This window comes from Solibacillus sp. NPDC093137 (genome assembly GCF_050280445.1).
Lineage (GTDB): Bacteria > Bacillota > Bacilli > Bacillales_A > Planococcaceae > Solibacillus > Solibacillus isronensis_B.
On sequence record NZ_JBNNVH010000001.1, the window covers coordinates 553303 to 572823 of the forward strand.

Annotated in this window: 23 protein-coding genes; 21 read left to right on the forward strand and 2 right to left on the reverse strand. The window is 41.4% G+C overall.

The features are described from left to right. Positions 1-34: 34 nt before the first annotated feature. Positions 35-385 (forward strand): hypothetical protein, encoded by a 351-nt coding sequence (locus tag ACQKN3_RS02735; protein WP_427709182.1) that lies wholly within the window; start codon positions 35-37, stop codon positions 383-385. An 8-nt stretch (positions 386-393) separates the two neighbouring features. Here the strand turns inward: ACQKN3_RS02735 and ACQKN3_RS02740 are convergent, their stop codons facing one another. Next, positions 394-783, reverse strand: coding sequence for a general stress protein (locus ACQKN3_RS02740; RefSeq protein ID WP_427709184.1), 390 nt, complete (start codon positions 781-783; stop codon positions 394-396). Between the two features lie 145 nt (positions 784-928). Here ACQKN3_RS02740 and ACQKN3_RS02745 point away from each other — a divergent pair, with 145 nt between their 5' ends. Genes ACQKN3_RS02745 through ACQKN3_RS02765 form a run of 5 tightly spaced genes read left to right on the forward strand, consistent with a single transcriptional unit; the run spans position 929 to position 5080 of the window. Further along, entirely contained in the window at positions 929-1621 is a 693-nt protein-coding gene (locus ACQKN3_RS02745; protein ID WP_251687110.1) for an AIM24 family protein, read from the forward strand. Positions 1622-1651: 30 nt separating this feature from the next. Beyond that, positions 1652-2395, forward strand: a complete 744-nt coding sequence (locus ACQKN3_RS02750; protein ID WP_427709186.1) for an AAA family ATPase — start codon at positions 1652-1654, stop codon at positions 2393-2395. Positions 2396-2448: 53 nt separating this feature from the next. Then, positions 2449-3429, forward strand: a complete 981-nt coding sequence (locus tag ACQKN3_RS02755; RefSeq protein WP_427709188.1) for a hypothetical protein — start codon at positions 2449-2451, stop codon at positions 3427-3429. Positions 3430-3476: 47 nt separating this feature from the next. Further along, positions 3477-4586, forward strand: coding sequence for a M20/M25/M40 family metallo-hydrolase (locus ACQKN3_RS02760; protein ID WP_251687116.1), 1110 nt, complete (start codon positions 3477-3479; stop codon positions 4584-4586). 11 nt (positions 4587-4597) lie between these two features. After that, positions 4598-5080, forward strand: coding sequence for a chemotaxis protein CheW (locus tag ACQKN3_RS02765; protein ID WP_427709190.1), 483 nt, complete (start codon positions 4598-4600; stop codon positions 5078-5080). Positions 5081-5121: 41 nt separating this feature from the next. Here the strand turns inward: ACQKN3_RS02765 and ACQKN3_RS02770 are convergent, their stop codons facing one another. Then, positions 5122-5775 carry a DedA family protein gene (locus tag ACQKN3_RS02770; RefSeq protein ID WP_251687120.1) on the reverse strand — a complete coding sequence of 218 codons (654 nt, stop codon included), beginning with the start codon at positions 5773-5775 and terminating at the stop codon, positions 5122-5124. A 105-nt stretch (positions 5776-5880) separates the two neighbouring features. Between ACQKN3_RS02770 and ACQKN3_RS02775 the strand changes: the two genes are divergently transcribed. The 15 genes from ACQKN3_RS02775 to ACQKN3_RS02845 all read left to right on the forward strand — a co-directional run bounded on the left by ACQKN3_RS02775 (position 5881) and on the right by ACQKN3_RS02845 (position 19445). Next, positions 5881-6381, forward strand: a complete 501-nt coding sequence (locus ACQKN3_RS02775; RefSeq protein ID WP_251687122.1) for a DUF1648 domain-containing protein — start codon at positions 5881-5883, stop codon at positions 6379-6381. A 22-nt stretch (positions 6382-6403) separates the two neighbouring features. Beyond that, positions 6404-6628, forward strand: a complete 225-nt coding sequence (locus tag ACQKN3_RS02780; RefSeq protein ID WP_251687125.1) for a hypothetical protein — start codon at positions 6404-6406, stop codon at positions 6626-6628. 107 nt (positions 6629-6735) lie between these two features. Further along, positions 6736-7230, forward strand: a complete 495-nt coding sequence (locus ACQKN3_RS02785) for an RNA polymerase sigma factor (protein ID WP_427709193.1) — start codon at positions 6736-6738, stop codon at positions 7228-7230. Further along, positions 7220-8095, forward strand: coding sequence for a dehydrogenase (locus ACQKN3_RS02790; protein WP_427709195.1), 876 nt, complete (start codon positions 7220-7222; stop codon positions 8093-8095). The genes ACQKN3_RS02785 and ACQKN3_RS02790 overlap by 11 nt, the downstream gene beginning before the upstream one ends. 138 nt (positions 8096-8233) lie before the next feature. Then, positions 8234-9103, forward strand: coding sequence for a M23 family metallopeptidase (locus ACQKN3_RS02795; RefSeq protein WP_427709197.1), 870 nt, complete (start codon positions 8234-8236; stop codon positions 9101-9103). A gap of 138 nt (positions 9104-9241) precedes the next feature. After that, on the forward strand, positions 9242-9790 hold the full coding sequence (locus tag ACQKN3_RS02800; protein WP_427709199.1) for a GrpB family protein: 549 nt from the start codon (positions 9242-9244) through the stop codon (positions 9788-9790). A gap of 353 nt (positions 9791-10143) precedes the next feature. Then, on the forward strand, positions 10144-11778 hold the full coding sequence (locus tag ACQKN3_RS02805; RefSeq protein ID WP_427709201.1) for a YceG family protein: 1635 nt from the start codon (positions 10144-10146) through the stop codon (positions 11776-11778). A 74-nt stretch (positions 11779-11852) separates the two neighbouring features. After that, complete coding sequence (locus tag ACQKN3_RS02810; RefSeq protein ID WP_251687137.1) at positions 11853-12470, forward strand: TerD family protein; 618 nt, start codon at positions 11853-11855, stop codon at positions 12468-12470. A 36-nt stretch (positions 12471-12506) separates the two neighbouring features. After that, on the forward strand, positions 12507-13082 hold the full coding sequence (locus tag ACQKN3_RS02815) for a TerD family protein (RefSeq protein ID WP_251687139.1): 576 nt from the start codon (positions 12507-12509) through the stop codon (positions 13080-13082). 30 nt (positions 13083-13112) lie between these two features. Next, complete coding sequence (locus ACQKN3_RS02820) at positions 13113-13691, forward strand: TerD family protein (protein WP_427709204.1); 579 nt, start codon at positions 13113-13115, stop codon at positions 13689-13691. A gap of 207 nt (positions 13692-13898) precedes the next feature. Continuing rightward, positions 13899-14999, forward strand: a complete 1101-nt coding sequence (locus ACQKN3_RS02825) for an HpcH/HpaI aldolase/citrate lyase family protein (RefSeq protein ID WP_427709206.1) — start codon at positions 13899-13901, stop codon at positions 14997-14999. Further along, on the forward strand, positions 14989-16344 hold the full coding sequence (locus tag ACQKN3_RS02830) for a phosphoribosyltransferase family protein (RefSeq protein WP_427709208.1): 1356 nt from the start codon (positions 14989-14991) through the stop codon (positions 16342-16344). The genes ACQKN3_RS02825 and ACQKN3_RS02830 overlap by 11 nt, the downstream gene beginning before the upstream one ends. Then, on the forward strand, positions 16322-17431 hold the full coding sequence (locus ACQKN3_RS02835; RefSeq protein ID WP_427709210.1) for a cysteine protease StiP family protein: 1110 nt from the start codon (positions 16322-16324) through the stop codon (positions 17429-17431). The genes ACQKN3_RS02830 and ACQKN3_RS02835 overlap by 23 nt, the downstream gene beginning before the upstream one ends. After that, positions 17432-18235, forward strand: coding sequence for an HAD family hydrolase (locus ACQKN3_RS02840; protein ID WP_427709212.1), 804 nt, complete (start codon positions 17432-17434; stop codon positions 18233-18235). Positions 18236-18290: 55 nt separating this feature from the next. Next, positions 18291-19445, forward strand: a complete 1155-nt coding sequence (locus tag ACQKN3_RS02845; RefSeq protein WP_251687150.1) for a toxic anion resistance protein — start codon at positions 18291-18293, stop codon at positions 19443-19445. Positions 19446-19521: the final 76 nt, after the last annotated feature.

The following is a 19521-nucleotide window of genomic DNA, read 5'->3' on the forward strand; positions in this document are numbered from 1 at the left end:
TTGGGGAAAAATATTAGAGTTAGTAGCTTATACGATGAAACTTTTTAAGATTGTAAACTGCTTTATTTATACGGCGATGGTCAGCCTGATCGGCTACAGCTGTTATTTCTTATCTGTGTTATTTATCGGTTCAATGCTGTTCACTGCAGCAGATTCACCGCCGGGAGATATTTCAAATTCGGGCAGGTTGCTGACCATTGCCTTTATTGCTTTTGGAACGATTATTGCGCTATTAATTTACAGTGTTGTTCACTGGACCATTGCATCGTTATTGAACATACCGTTTCCTAAGCGATTTCTTCTCATTTTGAATTTTATAATCATCAGTTTAGTCGTTAGTGCGTTAATTTTTAAATTCATTATTATCGACGGCAGTTTTTTATAAAATTAATCTTAATCCACCGCTCTAGACAGATTGAATGCTGCTTGCTGCTTTTTCGGTTCTTTTTCATACGGGTGTTCGTGCTCGGCAAACAGGAAGATTGCCCCAAGTTCTATGCCATGCCCATAATGGGCGGTTTCTTCAGGAGTTAAGTGCAAAATTCGCAAACTCACTTCATACACATTTTTTCGTGTGACAAAGCTGATAAGCTGGTCGAGCCAGTTGCCGGCTAGATGGACTTGAATGTCGGTATACATTTTCAGTGATTGTAAAGGGAAGATATCTTTTGAAAACACATGAATTTCATGCTCGGAAAAACCGTGCCCTCTAATCATGTTCAGCTTTGTCATAGCTTCCTCAACACTGTACACTAAAGCGATTTCACGTCGATATTCCATCATAATCACCTCTTTTTTATTGTAATGGAATTTTTATTGAGATGGTAGTGATTGAAAACAATCGTACATCAATACAATTATAAAATGCAGAAAATTCGAAACTTATACAGTGTTTAATACGTAGAACATGAAAAGGGAGGTTTTACTTATGGGGAACTATTCCATTCGTGATTTTGTCAACAAGACGCAGCAAGACCAGAATGAAAATGATTATTTTGAATTGGAAACCGATCGTGTACTCGAAGTGAATCTGAACGGGGAAGTATGGTCGAAAATGGGCGCGATGATCGCCTATGTCGGTTCGATTAAATTTGAGCGTGAGCGCATGCTGGAGCATGGCGTATCGAAAATGTTTAAGAAAGCATTGACCGGCGAAGGTACGCAATTGATGAAAGCGAAAGGGAAAGGCCGGTTGTATTTAGCGGACCAAGGAAAAAAGATTACAATTTTTGATCTGCAGAACGAAAGCCTGTGCGTGAACGGCAATGACCTGCTTGCATTTGAGCCATCGATCAATTGGGATATTCGACTTATGCGCAAAATGGCCGGTATGATGGCAGGCGGCTTATTTAACGTCATGCTGGACGGCAAAGGAAAAGTGGCGATTACAACCCATTTTGAGCCATTAACATTAATCGTTAAGCCTGGTGAAACAGTATATACTGACCCAAATGCAACTGTTGCGTGGTCCGGTAATTTAAAGCCGGAGTTTGTAACGGATATTACGTTTAGAACACTTATTGGACGCGGCAGCAATGAATCGATCCAAATGGCTTTTTCCGGTGAAGGATTTGTCATCATTCAGCCATTTGAAGAAGTTTATTTATCGTCGGAATCATAATGGCTGCGGGATAAAGTAAGGAGAAAAAAGATGTTTTTAAAATCAGTCAAACTTAAAAAAGAAGAAATAACGGACTATAGCGAATACCCGTTTTCGATTCCGTTTATTCGCCATATGGATGAATTGGATGTGGACGCAAGTGTCACGTTTTTTGTTGGAGAAAACGGTGCGGGCAAATCAACGTTGCTTGAAGCCATTGCAGATCAGATCGGCTTCAATCCGGCAGGGGGAAGCACGCAAAACTATAAGGCGTATGAAGTAGATCAATCCGAATCCGCGCTTGGCGATTATGTGAAGCTCTCCTGGTGGCCAAAAGTAACGAACGGCTTTTTTCTGCGTGCCGAAACATTTTATCAGTTTGCGTCGCATTTGGATCAGATCGATCAAAACGGCTATAAAGCATACGGAGGGAAATCACTTCACCATCAATCACACGGGGAATCCTTTTTCTCGTTGTTCCAGCACCGGTTCACAGGGCAGGCAATCTATTTACTGGATGAGCCGGAAGCCGCATTATCTCCAACTAGACAGCTGGCGTTTTTAACATTGATGAATGATTTAGTGAAACAGGGCAATGTCCAATTCATTATCGCAACACATTCGCCAATTTTACTCGGATTCCCGGATGCGGTCATCTATCAATTTGATGAACATGGCATCGAGCAGGTGAAATATGAAGAAACTGAGCATTATCAGGTAACCTCGTATTTTTTGCAGCACCGTAAAAAAATGCTGCAGAAGCTGTTTGAAGAGGACGAGGATGAACTGGATTAGCAATCGATTGCGGGTGTCGATAACTACACGGAATTTATAAAGGAGTGAAGAATATGGGATGGCAGCAATTGCAACAGCAATCAGAACAGCATCACATTCAACTTTTGGAAGCGGAAAAACTGAACAAGAAAATTGAAAGTCTTGACCAACAGATCCAGCATGCCCAACAGGATGTTAAGCAGCATGAACATGATCTGAAAAAAGCACGTCAACAATTGAATAAGCTCGAGGAATTTTCTTTTGTGAATCTATTCCGTGGCTGGTCAGGGAAAAAGGATGAGCTGATCGAGCAAAATATGGACCAGGTAGCAGTTACAGAACTGAAGCTGGTCGAAGCGCAGTTAACGTTTAATGATTTACAGGAAGATCGGATTGAACTTGTTCAACAATTGAGCACGATAAATGTTTCAATTATCCGTGAGCACCTGAAAAAAATAGAAAACGAAAAACAAGTGTGGCTTATGGCGAATGCACCTGCAGTAGCGAAGGAATTAACGGGGATTACTGAACAGGAGCTTTTATGCAAACAGTTGAAAACCGAGATCCACGAAGCGATTGATGCGGGTAAACAGGCATTTAATAAATTAACAGATGCCGGCTCCAAATTGCAGGATGCCAAATCCTACTCAACATGGGATACATTTTTAGGTGGGGGTTTTATCGCAACGGCGTTAAAGCATGACAAACTGGAAGAAACGAACAGCTATTTGCATGAAGCGCAGATGGCCCTGCAACGTTTCCAAAATGAACTGCTCGATATTAAAGAGATGCGCCAAAATACACTGGAAGTTCATACAGACGGTTTTATCATGTTTACGGATTACTTTTTCGATAATATTTTCACCGATTGGTCAGTACATTCCAAAATTACAACTGCAATCGATCAAATTTCACGTGTACAGGATGATGTGGCGAATACACTTCGCGATTTGAAGCAAAAATTGAACATAACAATCGAAAAAGAACAGGCGCTGCAAGTAGAAAAACAACGCATTTTAAATGCCGATGATCAATCGTTGTTTTTTCAAAAATAGAGGCGTACAATAAAGCGTAAACTAGTTATTTAAAGGAGTTATCGAACATGAACCGAGTAGTAGAAGAGTTTCTGGAATTAGTGCAAATTGATTCTGAAACAAAACATGAAGAAGTAATTGCACCCATTTTAGTGAAAAAATTAGAAGAAATGGGCTTTGATGTTTTTCAGGATGATGCACATACACGCAATGGTCACGGTGCAGGCAATATTATCGCAACATTAAAAGGCGATGAGCGGATCGAGCCAATTTATTTTACAGTACATATGGATACAGTCGTGCCGGGCAAAGGCATTAAACCGGAAATCCGTGAGGACGGTTATATTTATTCTGACGGCACAACGATTCTTGGCGCGGATGATAAAGCAGGTATCGCAGCACTATTCGAAATGGCGCGTCGTCTAAAAGAAAAAGACAGCGCTCATGGTACAATCCAGTTCATCATTACAGCAGGTGAAGAAAGCGGTTTAGTCGGTGCTAAGGAACTTGATCCTTCAAACATCATCGCCAAATACGGTTTTGCGGTTGATAGTGACGGCAAAGTAGGCGGCATTGTAGTAGCAGCACCATTCCAGGCAAAAGTATTTACGAAAATCATCGGTAAAACAGCACATGCAGGCGTTGCACCTGAAAAGGGTATTTCCGCAATTACCGTTGCAGCAAAAGCGGTTGCCCAAATGAAATTAGGCCGTCTCGATGAAGAAACAACAGCGAATATTGGGCGTTTTGAAGGCGGTCAAGCAACAAATATCGTATGTGATGAAGTATCAATTCTTGCGGAAGCCCGTTCGATTGATGAAACAAAACTGAATGCCCAAACTGACCATATGAAAGAAACATTTGAACGTGTTGCACATGAAATGGGTGCACGTGCTGAAGTTGAAGTGAAATTAATGTATCCAGGTTTCCGTGCGACAGAAGAAGATCAAGTTGTGAAAGTAGCTAAAGCAGCGGTTGAAGCAATCGGTCGTACACCACAGCTCGGTATTTCAGGCGGCGGTAGTGATGCAAATGTTATCGCTGGGTTCGGTATTCCTACTGTAAACTTATCAGTTGGCTATGAGGAAATTCATACAACTAACGAAAGAATGCCGGTTGAAGAACTGGAAAAACTGGCTGATTTATTGGAAGAAATCGTTGTTCAAACAACGAAATAAGAGGTATCAATATGAGCATTGAAAAAGCAGTCGTATTTTTATGCGGCACAGAACAATATGCAGTGCCGGTTGAGCTGGTTGTTTCGATTGAAAAGCTGGAGCGTGTAACTCCGATTCCTCATTTACCGAACTATTTGCTTGGCTTTACGAGAATTCGAGGGGAACTTACACCAATAATCGATTTTCAGACCATTTTATACAATCGCCCGACAAATACACAAACAGCTAAAATCATTGTGTTGAAGACAGAGTTGATTAATTACGGGTTGGTCGTTGCCGATGCGAAAGAAATTATCGACTTTGAAGAAGGCGTTTTAAAACAGATGGGGCTTGTCAATTATGAAAAGACGAAATATTTTACAGCGGTTGCCAATTTGGAAGACCGCATGATTTCTTGTATCGATCCGAATATTCTCGTGCATTCATTAGACGGCATCCGTGAAATTATCGAATATTTACATGAAATGAAGCAGCAGGAAAATCAGACAAACTAAAAAACGGAGCTTATCATCTGAACGTGATAGGCTCCATTTTTTCAATCGGCAGTAACCGCTTTCTTTTTTTTGAATTGTTTAACGTACGCATAACCTGTGAAGCTAAATACAAAGATGGAAATAATCGTAAGTGTCAGAACAAGATTCTCTTCAACCCAGGGAATATTTCCGAGTATAAAACCACCGCCAAGCCAGACAACTGTCCAAAGTACGGCCCCCATAAAGTTATAGCGTAAAAATGTTGCATACGAAAAGCCGGAATATCCGCTTATAAACGGTGTCATAGTCCGCATCAACGGCACAAACCGTGAAAACGTAATGGCAACCCGGTCATAGTTTTCCAGGAAGTTCAGAGCTTTTTCATTAGTTTCCTCTGATAAAAAACGCCTAAAGAGATTGCGCTTCGGCGGAATTTTCCGGATCGATTTTCCGATGAGGTAGTTGCTGCTGTCGGCAAGCGTTGTCGCAACGATGAAAATGATCAGCAATGTCAGAAAATCAAGCTTATCGATCGCTGCTAAAGTACCGCTTGTGAACACCGTACTATCCCCGGGTAAAAATGTTAAAATGACAAATGCAGTTTTCGTGAAAACAACCGCAAATAACAGAATATAAATATACAGTCCGAGCTCTTTTATGTAATAAAATATGACTTGGTCAATTTCCCGTAAAAACTGAATAATATCAAGTAGCATAAGTAGTTCTCCCATCAAGAGGATGATTAAATTTAAGTATAGCGGATGTTGGCAAATTATTGTTATAAAAAGTGCTGAGTAATAAAACTAAAAGAGGTGATGGATATGAGTTTGACGAAACGCCCCAAAATTGAGATTCCTAAATCGAAATCCGAATGGCTGATGGATATTATCGGCTATATAGCGTTAGCGATTATGCTCGGTGTATTGTTCATGAACTGGCGCGAACTGCCAAATGAAGTACCTGCCCACTTTGACGGCAGCGGCAATGTCGACCGCTGGGGCTCTAAATGGGAGCTGTTAATTTTACCGGGCATCGGGATTGCAATGCATTTCTTTTTAATAATTTTAGAAAAATTCCCTGAAACGCACAATTATCCGGCACGCATCAATGAATCAAATGCCGAGGTCTTTTACAGAAATAGTCGCCAAACATTAAATTATATGCGTAACATTATAAATATATTATTCGCCTACATTGTGTACCGCACTATTGTGATTGCTTTAGAAGAAGCAACAACGATCGGCTGGCCGTTTTTCGTCATATTGGCAGCGCTGTTTGGGGTATTGATTTGGAAGATGATTAAGATTTTTAGGATTAAGTAAAGTAGAAAGTTTTGAGGGGAATGTGGATCGCGGCGTAGGAAAAGTAGAAGATTTCGGGGCAAAAGTGGAGCACCCCGATCGAAAAGGAGAATCTTTTACGAAGAAAGTAGAACTTCGATTAATATTAGAACATGGCGTGCTGAAAGTAGAACGTTTCTTGAGAAAAGTAGAATACCCCGGTCGAAAAGTAGAACGCAGCATGAGAAAAAGTAGAATCTTCAAAAGAAAAGCAAATTCCTCATCGTAAACCGGAAGCATCTCATAAAGGAGATGCTTTTTTCAGTTTGAAAATTTCAAATTAAATTACATATTTTTAATTTTCATTCGTCTATATAAGTAAGAGAGGTGATGGACATGGATTTTGATGAGCTTTATGAGCAGGAGTTCCGCAAGACTTATCAGTACATACGTTACATGGTATCGAACGCACAAGTCGCAGAAGATTTAACACAGGATACGTTTGTGCGAATTTATAAAACGGACTTGACCAAAGTGACCAATTTCCAGACGTATACGAGGCAAGTCGCTCGGAATCTCGTTTATGACTTTTATCGGAAGAAAGCATTAATTAAGTGGCTTCCGTTTACAAATGCCCCGGAGCAGCAGGATTTTCACCACGTTCCGCATGAATGGCTTATCCAGGAAGAAGACCGAAAACGATTATACGACGCACTGCAAAAGTTAAAACCAGTGCAACGCGAAGTCATCATATACCGTAAAATCGAGGAGCTTTCGATTCAGGAAACGTGTGACATTATGGGACTATCCTCGGTGAAGGTAGCAAATACACAGCGGAGTGCGATGCAGGCATTGCAGAAAATTTTAGGAGGTGAAATCGATGAAGCTTGATGATCGCTTAAAACAGTTAAATGAACTCCCTCAAAATGAAGCATTAAAAAAATCCATCTATCAGAACATCCATAAAAAACCTGAGAGAGCACGTCTTCCATTGAAAACATTCCGTGAAATCGGTGTAATGGCGGCGATTTGTTTCATCGGCATGTTTTTACTGTTTACTTCCGACATTCAAAACAATCAGGCAGCATCAGGTGAGATTGCCAAAATTACTTCCTATGAAAATAACGGAGAAAAGGGGTTTAGGGGAAGAACGTCGACACTTTTTGTTGGGGTTGAAAATGTTACGACAGCTGAAATGGTGACTTTATTTGAAAATATTTCAGAGCTTCCTGTTGTTATGGCTCCTCCGAAGAGCGATGTGCATTATGATATAGTCGTGTTGTATAAGAACGGTGAACAGAGAAAATTTGAACTGGCATGGAACTATTTATATGACGTGAAGAATGATGCGTATTATCCGGGGTATGAACAATATCCATCCGTTATATTGGGGGACATAGAAAATGCGCATAATCGACTACAATTTCCTCCGATATTTATCGGTCTAGGCATTTTAGTGATGATCATGTTGACCTCCAGCTATTATAGTCGCCGCCAAATTGAACAGCCGAAAAAAATCCGCGGATTAGGAATTGTTATAACAATTTATATGATCGTTGTGGCGAGTATAGGGTCGTACTATTTCATGATCGGACCGCTTTATAAGCCATTGCTTCTACTTTTATTGTTTGGATATGGATTTAGCATTTGGTGGCTGATTAAAAAAGAAGTTACAAACTTGAACATATTGAAGGTGGAAAAGTACAAAATCCTATTTATTGTGCTATGGTTCCTAATTTGGATAGTTATGGCGTAACTGCTTATTGAAAATGCATGGCCCTTCATAAAGGAGCGGCCATTTTTTTTTGCATATCAAAATCTTAAAGGAAATTACTTGAAACTTTTTGTCTGAAAATTCGTATAAATTAAGGAGCAAAAAAGAGGAGGCATTTGAATGATTAATCAATTTAAAGAACAGTTCGGTCGGTATTTTTTAAACGGTGAATTTGAGGGAATCTACGGGAAAACAGCTAAATCGTTTCAGAATCTTGTATCGTTTGAACAATTTCGCGAGCTTTCTTTAAACTATAATTCAGGTGTGAGCAGTTATACTTGTATCGTGGCCAATACATTTCAGGGGCTTGAACAGTATATATGGGTTGATGAAACTTATTCGAAAGCTGTTGTCATCGCGTTTGACGAGCAGGGTATTATCCAAGCAATCTATTTAAAACCGTTTGAAACGTTTCCGAGCAGTGATCAAGTATGGACCAAAAATACATACAGCATGCCGATTAATGACGAGTGGTATGTTTTTTGGGGCGGCACGAACGAATTTATAAACTATCACTATCCGTATGAACAGCAGCGCTATGCATATGATTTAGTCCAAATGGTTAATAACGAAACCTATAAAAACTCGACACTGCAAAATGAAAATTACTATGCGTTTGGAACTGAAGTCGTGGCACCGGCTGACGGTGTCGTGGTCGAGGTAATTGATGGAATTAAGGACAATATTCCGGGCGAAATGGATGAAGAAAATGCAGCAGGAAACTATTGCATCATTGCACATGAGCACAATGAATACAGTATGATTGCCCATTTCAAGAAGGATTCGATTTGTGTGAAAACAGGGGATAACGTGAAGGCAGGTCAACTGCTCGGCTTATGCGGAAATTCCGGCAATTCATCAGAAGCACATATCCATTTTCAAGTAATGGATCAACAGGATTTCCTGAAGGCCAAATCACTGCGGATAAAGTTTCATGGCGGCGAAGAACCAATTCAGGGCGATATTGTAGTACCGAGTGGGGGAAAATAAAGAGTCTGATATGTTCGGAAAGATTGAGAACTCAGCTACGGCGGGTGAACTGCTATTATTGATTCCCCGAATTATTGGGCAGTTTTTTAAGTAGTGAACCTAGAAATGTCTTAAATTGGAGAGAAAGGGGCGAACTTTATGAAACTTGGATTAAAAAAGGATGAAGTGATCCTCGTTCCGTATGAAGCTAGTTGGAAGATAGAATTTGCTGAGACGAAAGAAAAAATACTAAAGCATACGAGTTTACAGCCTTATCAAATAGAACATATCGGCAGCACATCAATTGAAGGTATTGCGGCCAAGCCGGTCATAGATCTTGTCATTGGCATTGAAAATCTTGACTCGCCGGATAAAGAGCTATTTAAAGGTCTCAGGGAGGCAGGTTTTTACCGCCTGCAAGTGCAAAGGCCAAATGAAATTATTTGTGCGAAATTTACAGATGCTACGTTTGAAATGAAAACACATTTTATTCACATCGTACAGTTCAACGAGGAAAAATGGCATCAAATGCGTTTTTTTAGAGATTATTTGAATGCCCATATTGAAGCGAAAAAAGAATATGAGGAGTTAAAAGAAGCTTTTTTCAATACAGGTTTACATGGGATTAACGAATATACGCAATATAAAGAGCAATTTGTGCAGTCGATTTTTCGAAAGTTACCAGAATACCGATGGGATACCATATAAAAGAATACGCATTCTCCCAATGGGTCGCATGAAATAATCCAGTATTTTTTCCATAATAATTTTACTGTTTAATAAGGAATTTGCGAAATTAATTTGAAATTAATTTCTGCAAAGAGGGGAATTTTGGGAGGACAATGTATTTTACCGTAGTTAATTTCTGTCCCTTGTGAAGTTTTTTTGCTAGTATAATGATAAGGAAATGGTTAAAGAACATTCGTAATTGACGGAATAATTCGGCACTTTTACCGACAGCGGGGGAAAATAAATCCTTATTTTTTGAAACCTTTTTATCCTTTTGTCCGTACATGTAAGTAAGGAAAATGTAGAGAGATAGAAACTGGAGTGATCAATTTATGCGGCTAGTTCCACATGATTACATAGATAGCACAAAAACTTGGGAAGAAATAATTAGTGCGGGTCTTTATTCACGTCCGATTTTTTTGCAAAGTGATGGTGAATTACAATATACCCGGGTTGCGAAACAAATATTGGGTGTATACGATAATGCCTACGAGATGCAAGAGTATTTGTATGCGCTTACAAACAAAGGCATTCCGTGGACCTTATTGTTTCATAATCTCCCGAAATTGATTGATCCGAAAAAGCGGACGGAAATTGTGAATATATTGCAGATGCATCAGGAAAATCCGATATCATTGAATCGCTTTATGGCATTTTTTGCCGGAAAACAGTTGCTGCCGCTCATGCAAACGAAGTATCGGGATCATTTTATTACGACTTTGCGAAGCTGGCTCGAATTTTTGGAGTCCCGCTATCCAAAGCTCATTAGTAATCAGCTGCAGCGAATCTTTTTGGACTTTGTGAAGTGGTCGAATCATTTTTTCCCTGAATGGCTGGAGCAAAGTGATTTCGGATTAGCGGTCCCGCGCATCGTCTGGTACGGACCTGCAAAAGAAAGTGAAGTGTATTTCCTGTACTTCCTTTATTTATTCGGCTGCGACGTCGTCATATTCGAACCGGATGGCCAGGATATTATGACGGAGTACGGCATCTTAAATTTCCCGACGGAACGATTGGCTGAAAAAGCAGAAACATTTGATTTTCCGCATGAAAAACCGATTCGTGTGCAAACCATTACATCGCGTGCTTCAGAACATGTGCAACAGCATCTCTATGATAATGCAGCGATCAACTACCCATGGAAATATGCGAATCACGAGACAAGAACTCGAATTTTAAATACAACATATGACGAATTATTTATTCTTTCCGAGGCCCAGCTCCATTTAAGGGAAGGGTTCAGTGATGAAGAAGGAATTGTCTATTTACCGGTGCTCTTCGCGAAAATAGAGGGTGTCTCATTGGATAAATCGGATTATGTGCAGAAGCTTCAACGTTTAAAATCCCGTGAGCTTACATATACTGCGACCACATTTCCATTATTGCAGGCACAGAAAAGCAATATGCAGTTTCATATGCGTGATGCCAGTACCAATGGCAAGCTCGATGTCGAAAAAATGCTGCAGCTTGGTATCTGGCCGTTTAAAAATATACCAGTTGGTGCGCAAAGAAATATCGCAAAAACGATAATCCGTCTTATTGAAAGTGATTTCATAGCAGTGGCGAACAATCAGTCTAGGCAAGAGCATGAGCAATATTTGTTCGGGCAAATGTTGCTTGTCCCAACGGAAATCATTCGCCTCTATCAGCAGTTCGACTACAGCTATACAAATCCGACAATTCTCTTGTTTATTGAAGAAAACAGCGGGCAAATGCAGCGGCAGGATGCTGTTATGCTCCTGTTTGCCAGCATGCTGGGGTTTGATATATTCATCTACAGTCCGGGTGCATCTTTGAGCATCGAACATTTTATAACGGAGCAATTGCTGAATTCTTACCGACTTGAAAAAATCAGTTTTGATGAAACACTGGAAAATTTGCTGGCCCGTTCAAACGGGTTGGATGGTCTCAACCGTAAACTGGATTTCAAATCGGTAATCAGAAGAATCGGGAAAAAAAAGAGATAAAAATTTGTCATTATATTTTATAAAATATACAATAATGGTAGATTTTATAGTAATTTACTTTGGGAGGACTAAAAATGTCAATTAATTTACAAAAAGGGCAACGAATCGACTTAACGAAAGGGAACACCGGTTTAAACAAGATTTTTGTTGGTTTAGGCTGGGATGAAGTACAGGCAAAGCCAAGTGGCGGCGGACTTTTTAAAAGTTTATTCGGCGGAAGTACTACTACAGGTGCCCCGGTTGATTGTGACGCATCTGTACTGATGCTGAAAGACGGAAAAGTTGCTGCAAAAAGCGATGTCATTTATTTCGGGAATTTAAAAAGTTCGAATGGCGCTGTGGCCCACTCAGGTGATAACTTAACAGGCGCGGGAGCTGGTGATGATGAACAGATTGCAATCGAATTAAGTTCTGTCCCTGCGGAATATGACCGACTTGTCTTTCTCGTAAATATTTATGATGCACAAAAGCGTAATCAGCATTTCGGGATGATTCAAAATGCGTTTATTCGAATTGTCAATGCATCTTCAAACCAGGAATTATTAAAATATAACCTGACAGACGACTATTCGGGTCAGACAACATTGATCACAGGTGAAATTTATCGCCATGAAAATGAATGGAAGTTTGCGGCGCTTGGTACAGGTACACAAGACAAGTCACTTGGTGAAGTCATCAATCGCTACAAATAAAAAAAGTTATACAACATAAATTAAGGAGTGTTGAAAATGGTAGTTTCATTAGCAAAAGGACAAAAGGTAGATTTAACAAAATCCAATCCGGGATTAACTAAAATCAGCGTAGGATTAGGCTGGGATACGAATAAATACGATGGCGGCAACGATTTTGACCTTGACTCATCGATCTTTTTATTGGAAGCTAGCGGCAAAGTGGCTGGTCCTGAAGGCTTTGTTTTCTATAATAATACAACAGGCGGGAACGGATCAGTTGTCCACTCAGGCGATAACTTGACAGGTGACGGCTCTGGTGATGATGAAGTCGTACATATCGACCTTCAGTCAGTACCATCTAATATTGAAAAGATCACTTTTACCGTAACGATTCATGATGGGGAAAGCCGTGGTCAGAACTTCGGGATGGTATCAAATGCCTTCATCCGCGTATTCAACGATTCAGCGGAATTAATCCGATATGATTTAGGCGAAGATTTCTCGATTGAAACAGCATTAGTGGTAGGTGAATTATACCGCCATAATGGTGAATGGAAATTTGCTGCGATTGGCTCCGGCTATCAAGGCGGTTTAGCAGCATTATGTAACGATTTCGGTTTACAAGTAGGCTAATTTTAATTCATCTCTAAGGGGGAAACGATTATGGCAATTCAATTGAGTAAAGGTCAACGCATCGATTTAACAAAAGGTAATCCGGCATTAAAAAATATTGTTGTCGGTTTAGGCTGGGATGTTAAAAACTTTGATGGTGGAGCGGAAATCGATTTGGATGCATCGGTTTTTCTATTGAACGAGCAAGGCAAATGCCGGAATGATCTGGATTTTATTTTCTATAATAATTTGATTAGTCCGGATAAATCCGTTGAACATACAGGCGATAACCGAACGGGTGAAGGGGACGGCGATGACGAGCAAATCAAAGTTCACCTGGATAAAGTACCTTCCGATGTGCACCGCATTGCGTTCACAGTTACAATCCATGATGCAGAGAACCGTGGTCAGAACTTTGGTCAGGTCATGAATGCCTTTGTGCGTTTAGTTGACGAAGATTTAGGAACGGAAATTTTACGCTTTGATTTAGGAGAAGATTTCTCAATTGAAACAGCAGTAGTATTCTGTGAATTGTACCGACATGGAAATGAATGGAAGTTCAATGCGGTCGGTTCTGGTTATCAAGGTGGTTTATTGGCACTCGTTCAATCTTACGGTCTTAGCGTCTAAACTATGCGCAATTAGTCAATGCCGTATTAAGTTATTGACGATGTGTACACTACAGTGACACAACTAATTTAAGAAGATGGATAAAGGGAGGTGACAAACCTGTTGTCGCCTCCCTTTTAGTGAACCGGAAAATAGACGTTTCCAGTGATTCACATAAATAAAATAATGATTCGCATTACATAAATACAATGAAGGGGAGGATCGGCATTGCGCTTTTTTGAAAAAGAAATTATGAATGGTCAACGCGACTTGTTCTATCGTATACCTGGTGAATTTTCAAAATATACGAATAAGAACCAACTCCGCTACTGTGTTGGTGCAGCGCTGTATATGCCGGCAACAAGAGAGGTGATTGCAGAGGAAATCATCGCACACAAACACCCGTCACTCACTACCATTGTACTGGATTTGGAAGATGCACTCGGTGACCTGCAAGTATCAGAGGGGATTGAGCAATTAAAACGAACATTGACGACATTAAAAGAGGCAATGGAAGACGGCCGAATTTTTGTCGAAAAAATTCCGCTTTTATTTGTGCGTGTTCGAAGCGCAGACCAACTGCAACAATTGACGGAGCAGCTTGGCAATCGTCAGCATTTCCTGACAGGCTACGTATTACCGAAGTTTACATCGGATAACGGGCGGGACTTTTTGCAGCTGATCAAACAGCAAAATCAGCTCGGCTTTCAGCTGTATGGCATGCCGATTCTGGAATCCGGCGAAATCCTGCTGAAAGAAAAACGATTGCAGGAACTTCTTCAAATCCGGGATTTACTGCAGGAATTTGAAGAATATATACTGAATGTCCGGATCGGGTCGACCGATTTTTGCGGATTGTTGGGCGTGCGGAGATCGATTCACCACACCGTGTACGATATCCAACCGGTCCGTGATTGCATAACGGATATTTTAAATGTTTTTTTACGGGATTCACAATTTGTGCTTTCAGGTTCGGTTTGGGAATATTTCAACCAGGATCTTGCTATAAAGGGGCTGGAAAAGGAAATTGAACTGGATCGACTAAACGGACTTATCGGTAAAACGATTATTCATCCTACCCATATCAAAACGGTACAAGCGATGTATGTCGTATCACATGAGGACTATTTGGATGCCGAGCGCATTTTGCTGCAGGCGGACGGTTCGATTGGTGTGGAAAAAAGTGCTTACGGTAACAAAATGAACGAAATCAAGCCGCACTATAGTTGGGCACAGCGAACAATGATGCGCGCGGAAGCATTCGGTGTTTTCAATAAGGGTGTATATTTTACAGATTTGCTGGGAGTGAAGGTACAAAATGCAGTATAACGTCTTGAATGCTTATGAAGCAACCGTACACGAAATCGACAATCCGTACCATTTTGATGAGCACCAGCTTTTTGACATGGCACTGCGCATCAACAAAAAGCGCAGTTTTCTGTTTGTCAGTAAAGTACTCGGCAAACATTTGGCGGTCAGCCCGCAAATTCCGATATTGACAAGCCACTTGCTGGCACATCGTTTCATGGAAGTGCGTTTTCAGGAAAAACATGAATTCGCCGAAAAAATATGCGAAGCCATTAAAACGCAGGATAATGTCCATGAAACATTGCAGGAATCATGGAATAATAAGATTTTCATGAAACAGCCACTGACAATTATCGGTTTTGCTGAAACCGCGACGGCATTAGGGCATGCTTTTTTTGATGCTTTTTCCGGCAATGTAAGGTTTATTCATACAACAAGAGAGATCATCATTGATCAGCAGCCGGTGATCAGCTTTGAGGAAGAACACTCGCATGCGACGAGCCATCATGTCTATGCAGAAGCATCCTTTTTTGCAGATCAAACGGAAATTGTCCTTGTTGATGATGAAATGACAACGGGCAAAACGAATGTTAACATTATCCGTCAATTGCATGAAACGTATCCGCACTTAACAACATTTACGCTCGTTTCCATTTTGGACTGGCGAAATGCGGAACATGAACAGGAACTGCAGGCTTACGCGCATCAGTACGGGATTCAGATCCATACTGTCTCGTTATTCAAAGGGGCCTTTCAAATTGAGGACAGGGGGGCGCTCCCGCATACCGAACAGTGCATTAAAAAGATAGCGGCCAGTCCTGTACACATCCATTCATTTGAAGAGGAATTGAAGCAGCATCTCGTTATGCAACGCTCGCTTAGTGAAGAAAATAATACCTATACGGCAAATTATTATACGGGCAGCGGAAGATTCTCGTTGGCTGCGGATGAACAACGCATCCTTTATGAAGATGTCGAGCTGATTGCCAAGAAAATTTCGAACGCAAGATCACATGGGAAGTGCCTAGTGCTTGGTACGGGTGAGTTTATGTATATCCCGATGCTGATTGCCGCACAGCTCGGTGAAGATGTGGCCTACCATGCGACAACACGCAGCCCCATTTTTGCCGATGAACAATCTGTAATCACGAACAAATTTAAATTTAACAGCGCGGAATATCCGGGTGTTGTGAATTACCTCTATAATGTACCGGCAGATCACTATGAAGATATTGTCATTGTCTATGAAAGAATACTGGATCATACAGCATTGATGGAGCTTGTCGGATTGCTGAAGCCATACGCCGGAACAATTCATGTTGTAACTTTGGGAGGTGCCGACAATGCTGAAATACTTACCGGATAAAATGGGCAGTTACCGCGATGAAGATGTTACATTTGTAATGCGGGATATTAGTCATCTGTCGATTGAAAAGAATACGGAAGAGCGGGAAAAAACAATTCAATCCGGAAAAGCCCACTACTCCGAGATGCTTCCGATCGAATATCAGCCGGACATCCGTTATATGAAGCTATATGAAGCAATGCTGGAAACGTATGGACAGAAGGTGAGCCTATGTGTGGCGGTAGTGGCAGAAAAAATAGTCAAAGCGCGGGACACAAACGAGCTTGTCCTCGTCAGCCTGGCGCGTGCCGGTACACCGATCGGCATATTGATTAAACGGTATTTGCAGCAGTTTCATGATCTTGATGTTCCGCATTATTCGGTCTCCATTCTTCGGGGACGGGGGATTGATGAAACCGCATTGCATTACATCGTCCACCAGCATCCAAAAGCCAATCTTCAATTTGTTGACGGCTGGACCGGGAAAGGTGCGATTACTAAAGAGCTGGAACAATCGGTTGCCAAATGGAATGCAGCCGGCAAGCCGACGATTAAAGCAGATTTAGCCGTACTGGCGGATCCCGGAAACTGCGCAAAACTATACGGGACGCGGGAAGATTTCCTCATCCCGTCAGCCTGCCTGAATTCCACCGTTTCAGGTCTTGTCAGCAGAACGGTATTCAATGAGCGCTTCATGGAGAAATCCGATTTCCACGGTGCGAAATTTTATGATGAACTGAAGCAGCAGGACGTTTCGCAGGCATACATAGAAGCCATAGCTTCCCATTTCACGCCAGATTTAGCGGCCGAGGCAAAACAGGCAGCTGACAATGCGGACGTGGAACAAGAGCCGTCATGGAGCGGGCTTCAATGTATTGAGGAAATCCAGCAGCATTATCAGATAAAAAAAATCAATCATATTAAACCAGGTGTAGGGGAAACAACACGGGTGCTCCTACGCAGAGTTCCTTGGAAAATTCTGGTCAATCCATCCGCAAAGCAAAACCTGGAACATATTTATATTCTGGCAGAGCAGCGCGGTGTGGAAATTGAGTATTACGAGAATATGACCTATGCATGCTGCGGTCTGATTAAGGAGTTATTGTAAATGCAGTTATTCACCTCTGATCTGGACCGGACGCTTATTTTCTCGCAACGGACGATTCATACAGCGATCGAAAACTGTTTATGCATCGAACAACTGGAAGAACGGGACATTTCGTATATTAATGCCTCGATTGAGCAGTTACTGAAACAGATTCATGACACGATGCACTTTGTTCCGGTGACAACCCGTTCCATGGCACAGTATAAACGGATTACACTGTTTCAGCATACCGTCGTTCCGGATGTAGCCATTTTGGCGAATGGGGGTGTCATTCTCCGCAATGGAGTGATCGATCCCGACTGGCAGCAGCATATTGAACAGCAGCTTCAATTGTTGCCGCTGTCACTTCAGCAAATCGGCATAAAATATGCCCGAGAGCTGTCGGCCGGCTATTTCCTTCGCCATCATATCATCGAAAATCTGTTTTACTGTTTTATTATCGATCAGCAAACCGTCAATCTTCAGGAGCTGAAAGAATTCAATCAGTCTTTGCAGCAGGACGGCTGGCAAAGCTATTTGCAAGGGAGAAAATTGTACATCATGCCGCAGTTCTTAACGAAAGGTGCCGCAGTCGAATATATTAAACATTTCCAGCACTACGACTGGCATTTTGCGGCAGGCGATTCACTGATGGATCTGAGTATGCTTGAACTTGCCGACGAGTATTTCGTGCCGCTGCACGGGGAGCTTACGCAGTTTGCCCAACAGCTGAATCTGAAGATCGTGCAGAAGAACGGGTCTGACTTTGCCGAACATTGTCTGCGGCAAATTTTAATCAAAAGCTCGGAAAATGCTGCTTTATAAGAAGGAAAACAACTAAAAATTTCAATCTATCATAAAAATGAAGAAGGTGTAGTGTATGTCAGATAACCCGCTATTTGAAGACCTGGAAAAAAGAACAACGACAACTGATGCGCTGCCGACGCAAACCCCAGCAGCGCCTGTGCAGTCACTTGTTTCGACTGAGGAAATGTCGCAAATTCGTCAGCGTCAGCTGGCATTGAAGCAGGAACCGCAAGTCAGGACACTTGCAGAGAGAATCGATCCGAAAAATCAGATTGCTGTACTGGAATTTGGTAAGGAGACAGCGAGCGGCATTTCGACATTTTCGGACCGAATGCTTGCGACCATTAAGCAAAGCGATCTGGAAAAGTCTACGCAGCTACTAACAAGTTTAAATAAAATTATGGACCGTTTTGACCCTGCAGATTTCAAGGAAGAAGAAAAAAAGGGCGGTTTTCTTAAACGACTTTTTACGAAAAGTAAAGTTCAGCTTGAAAAAGTACTCTCAAAGTACGACACGATGAACAAAGAAGTGGATAAGGTGTATACGGAAATTCAAAAGTATGAAATTGAGATGAAGCGAAATACCGTTCAACTGGAACAGATGTATGATGAAAACCTGAATTACTTCAAACAGTTAAGTGAATATGTCGCTGCGATTGATCTTAAGGTTGAAGAACTGAACGCGACAATCCAAACGTTAAACATAAAGGCAGAACAAGGGGATCATGAAGCGATTATGGAACTGGAGACAATCAAGCGCTCCGTGGAATTGCTTCAGCAACGCGGCTACGACCTTGAAATGGCACAGCAGGTTTCATTCCAGTCAGCTCCACAAATTCGCCTGATGCAACAAGGAAACAACCAGCTCATTGGTAAAATCAACTCGGCTTTTGTTACGACAATCCCGATATTTAAACAGGGGCTTATTCATGCCGTAACGATGCAGCGCCAGAAACTCGTATCAGATTCGATGGCGGAACTGGATAAGCGTACAAATGAAATGCTAATACGCAATGCGGAAAATGTCCGGAGAAATTCCGTCGATATTGCCAGACAAGCTGGAAATCCAAGCATAAAGGTCGAAACAATGGAACAAACATGGCAGTCAATTATTGCGGGTATTGAGGAAACGAAGCAAATACAGGCCGAAACGGTTCGTAACCGCGATGAAGGGCGAAAGCGTATCGAACAACTGCAATTACAGTACGAAAAATTGAAAAAGGTATAATCGTTAGACTTTTGGGCACACCAGCAGATCCGTTGCCATCCTATTTTGATTTCAGAACTTGTGAAGCAACTTCAAA